This is a genomic window from Sulfitobacter undariae, assembly GCF_014196805.1.
Classification (GTDB): Bacteria; Pseudomonadota; Alphaproteobacteria; order Rhodobacterales; family Rhodobacteraceae; genus Sulfitobacter; species Sulfitobacter undariae.
Genome location: NZ_JACIEI010000009.1, coordinates 110,110 through 120,794, shown reverse-complemented (window position 1 = coordinate 120,794; position 10,685 = coordinate 110,110). Strand labels below are relative to the sequence as shown.

The following is a 10,685-nucleotide window of genomic DNA, read 5'->3' as shown; positions in this document are numbered from 1 at the left end:
GCCACTCAGCACTGGGCTGGAAAAGCCCTGTCGCCTTCGAACGAAAGGTGGCTTAAACGAGCACTTGGGGCGGCACTAAAGCGTGACAGGTCCATACCCACCCATTGACGAACCGTAGCCGGTCCTGCTTTTTGCGGTATCCACGACGGATTTGGCAGCCTCAAGACACTCCGTAAGGTCTTCTATATGCCACCAGTGGTTCCTCAAGTTGATGAAATGCACAGCAGGCTTCCCAAGTTTCGCCAGCTGGGCTTCGCCAAACCCAAGCGCAACATTTAAGTTGCTTTCAATAGAAGCGTATGGGTGAAATGTCACGCAAACGTCCCTGCCCGCAATATCTCCAACGCTGACCACCTTTGCGGTTTCGCTTTCGTAGAGGATTTTTCTCATATCGCTTCTCAAATGGTTCCGACCTTGCGTGTACAGCTTATGGTTAAGTACAGCCCATGATAGTGTCAAATTGAGGCGTCCATTAAATCTGCTAGGTTGTGGTTGCGGAAACCTTCGGCTCACTTATGATCTGGATGTCGTGCCTGCTGCCTGCCCTTTGAGAAGATCGGCAAAGACTGTGTTGAAGGCTTTAACGACACGCGTGCCAGCGAGTTGGTCACGTCGATCAGAACCTTACTGTCGAAAGCGCCTACACAGCTTTTTGGGATAACAGCGCCTTCGCTGGGTCATAGCGCAGGGCGAGCATGACTAGATCGGACACCCAATTGTTTCCGCTACACCGTTCACCCTCACGACCTGCTATGTAGAGCAGCAGCGTTTCGGAGCGCGTCAACAAGGTATTGTCGCCGTTGACGCACTTTATCCGTCCATTCAAGGGTTGATGAAATGGGCGACCCGAATATCCCCTTCCCCAGCGCGCAAACTGTAGAGAAAAGTTCGCGACAGAACCGTTATTCTTTTGCACGTTGGAAAATGAGTGAGAATATTCCTAATGCTGCCGACCCGACAATGAGCAACAGGGATACGGCGTTCAACACCGGTGTCGAACCCAGCTTGAGCTTGTCGAACATTGCGATCGTCAGTGGCGCGTCAGAGCCTACCAGCATCAAGGTTGTGTTGAAGTTCTCAAAGCTCATCAGCATTGAAACCACCCCAGCCCCCACAATCGCAGGCAGCAAGAAAGGCAGCGTTACTTGACGGATTGCACCCCATTTGCTGGCACCAAGATTCAGTGCGGCCTCTTCTAGGCTGAGGTCAAATTTTTGCAGTCGCGCCGAAATCACCAGCGTTGCAAAGGTTGTGATAAATGAGAACTGCCCCAAGATCACAAGGATCAAGCCAGGGCGCAGCCCGTCAAACCACATACCCGTGGCGTCCTCTAGGGTATTGGCCACAGAGCTGGCGAAAACGAGGATCGAAATACCAAGGATCACGCCTGGGATGATCAGCGGCAGTAGCATCAAGATATAGAGAAACCCTTTGCCGCGAAAATCATGGCGGACGAATAAGAAGGCGTTGCAGGTGCCTACGGTCACCGACAGGCTGGAAACCCAAAAGGCAACAAATGCAGATGTGCCGATGGCGCGCAGGATGGAGCGTTCGTGAAAAACACCGATGAAGGGTGCCTCGTCGCCAAAGAACCACGCCCATGTGAAGCCTTCCCATGGTAACGACGGGAACACACTGTCGTTGAATGCGAAGGCGCAGACGACGGCCAAGGGCAAGGCAAGGTAGATGAAAAACAATGAAACATAGGCCCGATAGGACCATTTCATTGCCGATGATTGGGGAACTGTAGGGATCATATTAACGTCCCATCGTATCTGAAAGAGATTGCCGCGACAGCTTGAGGCCGAGGAAGACCACCGCCGATGATAGGCCCAAAAGCAGGAAGCCAAAGGCCGAGCCGAGCTCCCAGTTAAAGCGGGTGATGAATTGGGTATAAATCAGCCCCGTAAACCACAGGCTATCTTTGCCCCCCAGCAAGATCGGGGTCAGGTAATTACCCAGTGACAGCATAAACACCACGATACAGCCTGACACGATACCGGGCATCGCATGGGGGATCACGATTTCACGCAAGATGGAAAATCCTGAACCACCCAGATCATATCCCGCTTCAATCAAGCTGTCGTCCAAACTATCCAATGTGGTGACCAGCGGTACAATCATGAACAGGATCGACGTATAAACAAGGCCCACCATGATGGCCGCATCGTTATACAAAAACTCAACAGGTTCAGACAAAATACCTGTATATTGCAGAAAATTAGACAAGACACCCGTTTCGCGCAGTAGGATCATCCAACCGAATGTACGCACCAATTCAGACACCCAAAACGGGATCAAGCACATCAGAAACAGCGTCGTTTTGGTGCGGCCACGGGTCAGTTTGGCAATGTAATAAGCAATGGGAAACCCCAGCAACAATGTCAGGACCGTTGTGAGGATCGACATGAATGCCGTGCGTGCGAAGGTACGCCAATACAGCGGTTCGTTAAAGAAAACCGCGTAATTGCCAAACCCTGTTTCATATTCACGCACGCCCACTTTTTCGCTCATCGAGACGGCGAAAAGGCCGATGTGCGGCAAGATGATCAGTGTCACCAACCACAACAGCAGTGGCGACAGTAGCAGATAAAACCCGAGCTTGGAGCGGTCAGTGACCATTATTGCCCCTCCGCCACAAAGCAGCGCGCCTGCCCTGCGTTCCAATTGGCGTGAATGGCCTCCCCTTTGCCCAAGCCCAAGAATTCACCGGTTTGAGGCAGCGCGGCTTGCAATGTCTCACCTGATTTTGGGTCGCGCAGGATGGCAACGGAATTTGCACCGTTGAACAGCACGCTATCGACAATTTGTGCACTGGCATTGGGGTGCGTGGCGGAAGCAAAGGGGGTTTTGGACAGCTCGATTGCTTCGGGCCGCACAAAGGCTTGGGCACGTTGGCCAATACTCGGCACCTTTGCCGAGGCATGCGCTTGCTGCACACCCCCGCCCTCGGTCTCAATCGTGACGATCTGCCCGTTCACTGCTGTCACCTTGCCTTCAAAACGGTTCGCATCGCCAACAAACCCGGCGACAAAAGCGTTTGCTGGTTCGTAATACAGCTCTTTTGCGGTGCCGATTTGATCGAATTGGCCTTTGTTCATCACAGCGATATTGTCGCTCATCACCAAGGCTTCGGATTGGTCGTGGGTGATGTAGACAAAAGTAGTGTTGAATTCTGCCTGAAGCGCCTTCAGTTCGATCTTCATATGCTCGCGTAGCTTTAGATCCAGCGCACCAAGGGGCTCGTCCAACAGCAAAACGTCAGGTTCCAGCACCATACAGCGTGCAATCGCGACGCGTTGTTTTTGCCCACCCGATAGCTGGCTGACCTGACGGTTTTCAATGCCCGGAAGGCCGACACGCTCTAACACGCGCCCTACCCTCTGTTTGATTTCAGCGGCGGGCACGCCGCGTTGACGCAGGCCAAAGCCGATATTTTTGCCGATATCCATCATCGGGAACAATGCCAAGTGTTGAAACACCATAGAAACGGGGCGTTTGTTTGGCCCCACATCAATCATGGATTTCCCTTTGATCAACAGATCCCCACTGGTAGGAAATTGAAATCCGGCGATCATCCGCAGCAGCGTAGTTTTCCCACAGCCCGACGGCCCGAGAATGGAAAAGAACGATCCTTGCGGGACTTCGAAACTCACATGATCAACTGCACGGAAGTCCTTAAAATCTTTGGTCAGGTCACGGCAGACAAGATCAGCGGTGGAGGTCATGGTTTTCGGCTTTCTACAATTGCAAAGAAGGGCGCGAGGGGTGCGCCCTTCTTCATTTAGTGTTTGACGTAGCTTACTTGGCTGCGTTGACGCGGTCCAGTGTTGCACCTTCCAGTGCTTCCAAACCTGCAGGAACCGGTGGATACCATTTGATGTTATCAATCGCGGCCTGATCAAAGCTGCCCTGATAGCGTGCTTTCAGCTCGGCGCTGACCTCGGAATCGCCATTAACAGCGGCGGTAAAGTTACCGGCAGTATTGGTGATCATGGAGGCAATATCAGGACGCATCACAAAGTTGATCCAGTCATAAGCAGCATCATCTGCACGGCCGCGTGACGGCAGAACAAACGTATCAATCCAGCCCAAAGCGCCTGCTTTTGGGGCAACAAAGGTGATATCCGCGTTATCCGCGTTCAACTGCCATCCGCCTGTATCCCACGCCATCGCGGCAACCACTTCGCCCGAGCGTAGCAAGTTCTGGATTTCGTCGCCGCCATCCCAGTATGTTTTCACGTTTGGCTTACATTCGGTCAGCTTGGCTTCGACTTGATCCAGAATACCTTTGTAGGCGTCCGCATCGGCGTAGGCCGCGAAGGGGTCCAGACCCATAGAGAAGGCAAAACCAATCAGGGTCGGACGCTTCAGACGGTAAGACACGCTGCCCGCAACGGATGCGTCACATAGATCAACATAGTCGGTAACTTGCGCCGCCTTGGCAGTGTTCACGATCAAACCGCTGGTGCCCCAAACATGGGGCAGGCCAAAGACTGCGCCGTCAAATGTTGTGTTTGTGGCGGTCGCTTCCAGCATCGATGGAATGATCTGGGCCGCGTCTACGCGGGACATATCGATCGGCTTGTAGATGCCGAATTCTTCCTGCGCGCTGGTGATCCGGTCTTGGCTTGGCTGCGCCAAATCAAAGCCGCCGCCATTGGTGGCGCGCAGTTTTGCGATCATTTCTTCGTTGTTTGAGGTTGTGACCTCAACGGTGTGGCCTGTTTCTTCTTCAAACAGCGCGATCACGTCTTCAGGTGCGTAGCCGCCCCATGTCAAAAGGCGCAATGTTTCGGCGGAAACGGCTGTTGTTGAAAGGGCTGCAATCAGCGCGGATGTAGCGACGAGTCCAAGTTTCATGACAAATTCCTGTTTTTAAGTAAAAATCTGAGCCTAGTAAGGCAGTCAAATTACAGTCTGTCCATAGTAAGCAAATGTAAATGTTTTACGACACCTTATTGGACCGTCAACCACAGGCCCACAATACTCAGCGCCGCAATTGCTTCTACTTGGCAGGGACTTACGGCCTTCCATGCGCTCTTCATCCCACAGCGGCAGTCATAGTTTGAGTACGAACTCATAGATTTTATCAATAGTAAAAATACTCAATATCTATTTGTGCAATGGGAAGGGCTGTGTAACCCTTTCGTGAATATCAAGCAGGAAACACCCTGCACATGAGTCCATTGGAGAACATGATGACAACGCGCAGAACAGTTTTACAGTCGGTATTAGCCGCCACGATCGCCACCGCCAGCTTGGGTGTGGCCAGCTTTGCGGCCGCGGACGAACTTGCAGGCATCAAAGAACGCGGCGTGATGCGCATTGCGATGACCGGTGCTTATCCTCCGTTCAACTTTGTGAACGACGCCAACGAAGTCGTCGGCTTTGATCCGTCCATCGGGAAAGAAATCGCCAAGCGCATGGGTGTTGAAGTCGAGATCGTCACAACTGCGTGGGATGGCATCATCGGGGGCCTTCTGGCCAATAAATTTGATGCCATCGTCGGCTCAATGTCTATCACGGAAGAACGCGACAAGGTGATTGATTTTGTCGGCCCGTATTACACCACCAAACGCGCGATCTTCGCCAAACCAGGCAACGGTTTCACATCTGCTTCGCAATTGGGCGATGCGCGTGTGGGTCTTACATTGGGTGAAACACACGAAGCATGGGCGCGCGATTTGGGCTATGACGTGCGCACATACAAAGGCCTGCCAGAGTTGCTGCTGGAGCTTGAGAATGGCCGCGTTGATGTGATTGTTAACGACAATATCGCAGCGATCCTTGCCATGCAGGAAACCGGTCAGGAATACACTATTCTCGACGATATCGAGACCGAAGAATTCGGCGCAGGCATCGCGATCCGCGAAGGTAATCCGGAATTGGCAGCTGCGATGCAAACCGCGCTGGACGAGATGATGGCCGATGGCACTTACCTAGCGATCGCAAACGAATGGGTCGGCGGCGACATCCGCTAACACTTTATATAATTGCCCCGCCGCTCGCCTGAGTTTAGTCAGGTAGGCGGGGCAGTTTCTGCTTTTTAGGCAGATGGCTATGCGCACCACAGACGACCCCCTCACATGCAGGAGCAGACCCGAACGTGGATTTTGAATTGATGCAGAAGGTCTTTCCATTTTTCTTGGAAGCGGCCTGGATTACGGTTTTACTCTCGGTTCTCACAACGATCCTCGGTTTGATATTAGGCATTATTGGTGCATCAGCGCGCCTGTCTCGCTTTGCCCTTCTGCGGTTTTTGGGTGCGGCCTATGTCAGCGTATTTCGCGGCACACCTGCATTGATCCAACTTTTCATCCTCTATTTTGGCGGCCCTCAAATCGGCATTCAGTTGGACGCGTTTGAGGCGGGTGTCATCGGGCTTGGCATCAACGCGGGTGCCTATATGACCGAAACCATGCGTGGTGCCATTATTGCCATCGACAAAGGCCAAATCGAGGCCGCCCGCACCGTCGGTATGAGCCGAGGTTTAACCATGCGCTATGTGGTTTTGCCGCAAGCGATGCGTTTGATGATCCGGCCTTTGGGGGTCAACATCAACGCAATGATCAAGGCGACCGCCCTTGTGGCGGCGATTTCTGTGGTAGAGTTGACCTATACCGCGCAGCGTTTCATTGGATCGACTTACAAGCCGTTCGAGATGTTTTTGATCGCGGGCCTTCTTTACATGATCATCATTTATATCACCGGCCAAGCGGTTGCTTGGCTCGACCGCAAAGCGCGCATTACTTAACCCAAGGGAGGTTTCTATGGGACTGGATTTCACAGTTATTCCACAATACATGGATATCATACTCTGGGGCGCGCTCTGGACGATACTGATCACACTTGGCGCAGCAGTGGTCAGCTTTGTTGGCGGTATTGTTCTGGCGGTCATCGCGCTTTATGGCCCTACCCCCGTACGCCTTCCGTTTCGGATATTCTCATTTCTGTTCATGGGCACACCCCTGCTGTTGCAACTGTTCTTGATCTATTTCGGGCTGGTTCAGATTGGCATCGACGTGCCCGCTTTTATGGCTGGCATCATCGGCCTTGGCCTACACTTCGCCGTCTATAATTCCGAATTATTCCAGACGGGTATACTTGCCGTGGACACAGGCCAGATCGAAGCGGCCCGCACGCTGGGCCTCAGCCGGATGCAAGCACTGCGCAAAGTTGTTGTGCCGCAGGCCATCCGCGATGTGATCCCCCCCATCGGCAATAACATGATCGCCCTGCTCAAAGACAGCGCTTTGGTGTCGGTCATCGGGGTGTCCGAACTGACGCTATCGGCGCAACGCGCAATCGGCAGTACCTATCGGCCCTTTGAATTCTACGTCCTCGTGGCAGTCATTTATTATATTATCAACATCTTCATGGAAGCCGCCCAGCGACGTATCGAGCGCCGCGTGCAGGCGTCCCGATGAAAGACGGAGGCGATCACATGACCGATCAGAAACCATTTGTAGACATCCGGCACGCCAAGAAAAGCTATGGCACGCTAGAGGTTCTGAAAGATATCAATCTTCAGGTTCAAAAGGGCCAGATCGTCGCAATCATCGGCCCTTCCGGCTCTGGTAAAAGCACGCTTTTACGCGCAATCAATGATCTTGATCCGCTGACAGGCGGCGAAGTCTGGTTGGAAGACAAGCAGATCAACAAAAAATTACCACACCGCCAGTATGAGGCGCATATCAATCAAGTGCGCCAAGAAATCGGCATGGTATTTCAACACTTCAATCTGTTTCCGCATTTGAGGGTTCGTGAAAACGTGACACTGGCCCCCAAAATGCTCAAAGGGATCACAGACGCCGAAGCCGACAAACTGGCTGAAGAGCAGCTGGATAAAGTGGGTATGCTAGAGCGGATCGATCATTACCCATCGCAACTCTCTGGCGGGCAAAAGCAACGTGTCGCTATTGCGCGTGCGCTGGCGATGAACCCCAAAGTGATGTTGTTTGACGAGGCGACATCCGCCCTCGACCCCGAGTTGGTCGAAGAGGTAAACCTCGTTATGAAAAAGCTGGCCGAAGAACATATGACGATGATCATCGTCACCCATGAGATGAGCTTTGCAGAAAGTGTCTGCGACAGGGTTTTGTTTATGGATCAAGGTGTTGTTGTTGAGGAAGGCCCGCCAGAAGTGATCTTTCGCAATCCCACAAGCGACCGAACAAAAGAATTTCTGCGCAAACACTTGGCGGGCCAGCACCCTTAACAACAGCCCTGCCCGCATCACCGATAGGTGCGGGCCGCCATTGGAGTTGTCTCGATTGCGTCGAGTAAAGCTTTGAGCAAGAATTCTTCGGCGCGGTTTTTGTTTGCACGGTCATTCCACACCAAGAAAACATCAATCTCTGGCAAGCCGTCAAAAGGTGGCACCTGCCACAGCAGACCGCCTTTTACGTCACGCGACGCGACATGCATGGGCAACGGACCAATACCCAACCCAGCAACAACCATGCGGCGTACTTCCTCCAGATGACTGGACATGCCTGTCACCTTTTGCTCCAAAGCAGCTTGGGCACGCATCAAGGTCACGGGCTTCAACACATCTTCCAGATGATCCGTCTCAAAGCTGACTGATCCATGCCCCGCCACATCCTCCAGCTTCAGGTCATCACGCCCGAATAGCGGATGAGGCGGGCCGCAAAAAAGGCCAAAGAATTCGCGGTACACACGGCGGTACTCGATGCTGGGTATTTGTGTTCCCACAAGGCAGATCGCAAAAGAGGCGCGTTTTGCCACAACCGAGGCAATGGCCTTGCTGCTGGATTCAACCTCGATAGACATTGTCACTTTGGGATGGGCCGCATGGAAATCCGCAAGCACCCGATCAATCAACTTGCACGACACATGGCTGGCCACCGAAATTTGCACATGACCGCGCACATCATCGGTCATTTCTCGCATCAAAGTTGACAGGCGCAGCACAGAACCATGAATTTCCAGCGCCTCGTGATACAAAATGCGCCCCGCGTCAGTCAGAGTGAACTGCCCCGGGGACCGTATGATCAGTTTGCGCCCTATACTACTTTCCAGCCGCTTTAATGCTGTTGAAACAGTAGGTTGCTTCAACCTGAGCTTGCTGGCGGCGTCCGTCACTGATCGGCTTTCTGCCAGTACAACAAACGTCCGTAGTAGGTTCCAATCCAATTCCCGTGCAATGCGTTCGGGTTCGTGCAGTGGAGCTTCGCGCATTATTGAAAATTCCTATATTTGGAATTGAGGGTATTTATTTGAATAATACTAGCGGTTCTTTCATAGTTTTAACAAGGCGTAGCAACGCATTCTACATGTCGCACGCTTCCCGTTCAGGAGCGCAGATGAGCAATCTTTTCTATCAGTCAGGCGCCAAAAGGCCCGTATTGGACCACGCGCAGGGCGTCTACATGTGGGATCAGCAAGGCAACCGATATCTGGACGGATCGTCAGGTGCGATGGTCTGCAACATCGGCCACTCCAACCCGAATGTACTGGCCGCGATGCGACGTCAAATGGAGAAATCCACATTCGGGTACCGCCTGCATTTTGAGACAGAAGCGTCAGAGGCGCTCGCGAACAAGCTGGCGGAGTTAACACCCGAAGGTCTGAACAAAGTATTTTTTGTCTCTGGCGGATCGGAAGCGGTGGAAAGCGCCATGAAGCTGGCCCGCCAATATGCGATTGCCACGGATAAACCCACCCGTTGGAAGGTCATCTCACGCAGTCCCAGTTATCATGGTTGCACATTAGGGGCCTTGGCGGTCACGGGCTATTCCAGCCTGACGGCACCCTTTGCGCCGATGATGCAAGAGATGCCTAAAATTCCGGCACCCCGCGCCTATCTGGACGGGCTTGATCCGAATGATCCTAAAACCGGCATCCATTATGCAGATATGCTAGAGGCGCAAATTCTACGCGAAGGCCCTGAAACAGTGCTGGCATTTATCATAGAGCCCATCGGCGGGGCTTCAACCGGCGCGCTGGTGCCCCCCGTGGGCTATATGGACCGTATCCGCCAGATTTGTGATCAATACGGCGTGGTGTTGATCGCTGATGAGGTGATGACTGGTGCGGGACGTACGGGCACGTTTCTAGGGTGTGAGCATTGGGGCTTGCGTCCAGACATTGTGGTAATGTCCAAAGGGCTTGGCGCGGGATATGTGCCGCTGGGCGCAGTAATTGCCGATGATAAAATCGTGGATGCGGTGATGGACAAAGGCGGGTTTGCGCATGGTTTCACCTATGCAGGCAATCCGTTGGCCTGCGCCGCAGGTTTGGCAGTGTTAGACGAGATCGCATCGCAAAACCTATGTGCCAATGCGACGTCTACTGGCGACAAACTTATCGCGCGGTTGCACGGCCTTATGCAAAAGCACGACGTCATCGGTGATGTGCGCGGCAAGGGTTTGCTAACAGCATTTGAATTCATGGCGGATCGCAGCACCAAAGCCCCCCTGCCCCCGCACCTGAATGCGCATCAGCTCTTTGTCGATCTGGCCTATGCCCGTGGGCTGATCGTCTATTCGCGTCGCACCCGTGACGGCATTGCCGGAGATCACATTCTGGTCTGTCCGCCGCTCATCATCGATGACACACATATTGATGAAATCATTACCGGGCTGGATGCAACGCTGACCGAATTCATGACCCATATTCACCCCAAAATCAATGCGGGCTAATCCCCGAAAACCCGCCCG

11 protein-coding genes are annotated in these 10,685 nt (G+C 53.1%); 5 read left to right on the top strand and 6 right to left on the bottom strand.

Going from position 1 to position 10,685, the window contains the following annotated elements; all coding sequences use genetic code 11:
* Positions 1 to 75: 75 nt before the first annotated feature.
* From GGR95_RS12925 to GGR95_RS12905, 5 genes are all read right to left on the bottom strand, one after another.
* Positions 76 to 390, bottom strand: a complete 315-nt coding sequence (locus GGR95_RS12925; protein WP_184566484.1) for a hypothetical protein — start codon at positions 388 to 390, stop codon at positions 76 to 78.
* A 512-nt stretch (positions 391 to 902) separates the two neighbouring features.
* Positions 903 to 1,757 (bottom strand): ABC transporter permease, encoded by an 855-nt coding sequence (locus tag GGR95_RS12920; protein WP_184566482.1) that lies wholly within the window; start codon positions 1,755 to 1,757, stop codon positions 903 to 905.
* Between the two features lies 1 nt (position 1,758).
* Positions 1,759 to 2,622 (bottom strand): ABC transporter permease, encoded by an 864-nt coding sequence (locus GGR95_RS12915; protein WP_184566480.1) that lies wholly within the window; start codon positions 2,620 to 2,622, stop codon positions 1,759 to 1,761.
* Positions 2,622 to 3,728 (bottom strand): ABC transporter ATP-binding protein, encoded by a 1,107-nt coding sequence (locus GGR95_RS12910; protein WP_184566478.1) that lies wholly within the window; start codon positions 3,726 to 3,728, stop codon positions 2,622 to 2,624. The genes GGR95_RS12915 and GGR95_RS12910 overlap by 1 nt, the downstream gene beginning before the upstream one ends.
* Before the next feature lie 73 nt (positions 3,729 to 3,801).
* The gene (locus GGR95_RS12905) at positions 3,802 to 4,863 is read right to left on the bottom strand and encodes an extracellular solute-binding protein (protein ID WP_184566476.1); all 1,062 of its coding nucleotides are present in this window, start codon (positions 4,861 to 4,863) and stop codon (positions 3,802 to 3,804) included.
* Between the two features lie 338 nt (positions 4,864 to 5,201).
* Between GGR95_RS12905 and GGR95_RS12900 the strand changes: the two genes are divergently transcribed.
* From GGR95_RS12900 to GGR95_RS12885, 4 genes are all read left to right on the top strand, one after another.
* Positions 5,202 to 5,984, top strand: coding sequence for a transporter substrate-binding domain-containing protein (locus GGR95_RS12900; protein WP_184566475.1), 783 nt, complete (start codon positions 5,202 to 5,204; stop codon positions 5,982 to 5,984).
* A gap of 125 nt (positions 5,985 to 6,109) precedes the next feature.
* Entirely contained in the window at positions 6,110 to 6,757 is a 648-nt protein-coding gene (locus GGR95_RS12895; protein WP_184566472.1) for an ABC transporter permease subunit, read from the top strand.
* A gap of 16 nt (positions 6,758 to 6,773) precedes the next feature.
* Positions 6,774 to 7,430, top strand: coding sequence for an amino acid ABC transporter permease (locus GGR95_RS12890; RefSeq protein WP_184566470.1), 657 nt, complete (start codon positions 6,774 to 6,776; stop codon positions 7,428 to 7,430).
* A gap of 17 nt (positions 7,431 to 7,447) precedes the next feature.
* Positions 7,448 to 8,221 carry an amino acid ABC transporter ATP-binding protein gene (locus tag GGR95_RS12885; protein WP_184566468.1) on the top strand — a complete coding sequence of 258 codons (774 nt, stop codon included), beginning with the start codon at positions 7,448 to 7,450 and terminating at the stop codon, positions 8,219 to 8,221.
* Between the two features lie 17 nt (positions 8,222 to 8,238).
* Here the strand turns inward: GGR95_RS12885 and GGR95_RS12880 are convergent, their stop codons facing one another.
* Positions 8,239 to 9,204: a LysR family transcriptional regulator gene (locus GGR95_RS12880; RefSeq protein WP_184566466.1), complete on the bottom strand. Its 966-nt coding sequence runs from the start codon at positions 9,202 to 9,204 to the stop codon at positions 8,239 to 8,241.
* A 125-nt stretch (positions 9,205 to 9,329) separates the two neighbouring features.
* Between GGR95_RS12880 and GGR95_RS12875 the strand changes: the two genes are divergently transcribed.
* Positions 9,330 to 10,667 carry an aminotransferase family protein gene (locus GGR95_RS12875; RefSeq protein ID WP_184566464.1) on the top strand — a complete coding sequence of 446 codons (1,338 nt, stop codon included), beginning with the start codon at positions 9,330 to 9,332 and terminating at the stop codon, positions 10,665 to 10,667.
* The last annotated feature ends 18 nt before the right edge of the window (positions 10,668 to 10,685 follow it).

What these genes read in the sequence shown, in the direction of transcription:
- GGR95_RS12875 (WP_184566464.1), top strand. Translation starts at nt 9,330, where the DNA reads ATGAGCAATCTTTTCTATCAGTCAGGCGCCAAAAGGCCCGTATTGGAC.
- GGR95_RS12905 (WP_184566476.1), bottom strand. Translation starts at nt 4,863, where the DNA reads ATGAAACTTGGACTCGTCGCTACATCCGCGCTGATTGCAGCCCTTTCA.
- GGR95_RS12925 (WP_184566484.1), bottom strand. Translation starts at nt 390, where the DNA reads ATGAGAAAAATCCTCTACGAAAGCGAAACCGCAAAGGTGGTCAGCGTT.
- GGR95_RS12910 (WP_184566478.1), bottom strand. Translation starts at nt 3,728, where the DNA reads ATGACCTCCACCGCTGATCTTGTCTGCCGTGACCTGACCAAAGATTTT.
- GGR95_RS12885 (WP_184566468.1), top strand. Translation starts at nt 7,448, where the DNA reads ATGACCGATCAGAAACCATTTGTAGACATCCGGCACGCCAAGAAAAGC.
- GGR95_RS12880 (WP_184566466.1), bottom strand. Translation starts at nt 9,204, where the DNA reads ATGCGCGAAGCTCCACTGCACGAACCCGAACGCATTGCACGGGAATTG.
- GGR95_RS12915 (WP_184566480.1), bottom strand. Translation starts at nt 2,622, where the DNA reads ATGGTCACTGACCGCTCCAAGCTCGGGTTTTATCTGCTACTGTCGCCA.
- GGR95_RS12890 (WP_184566470.1), top strand. Translation starts at nt 6,774, where the DNA reads ATGGGACTGGATTTCACAGTTATTCCACAATACATGGATATCATACTC.
- GGR95_RS12920 (WP_184566482.1), bottom strand. Translation starts at nt 1,757, where the DNA reads ATGATCCCTACAGTTCCCCAATCATCGGCAATGAAATGGTCCTATCGG.
- GGR95_RS12900 (WP_184566475.1), top strand. Translation starts at nt 5,202, where the DNA reads ATGACAACGCGCAGAACAGTTTTACAGTCGGTATTAGCCGCCACGATC.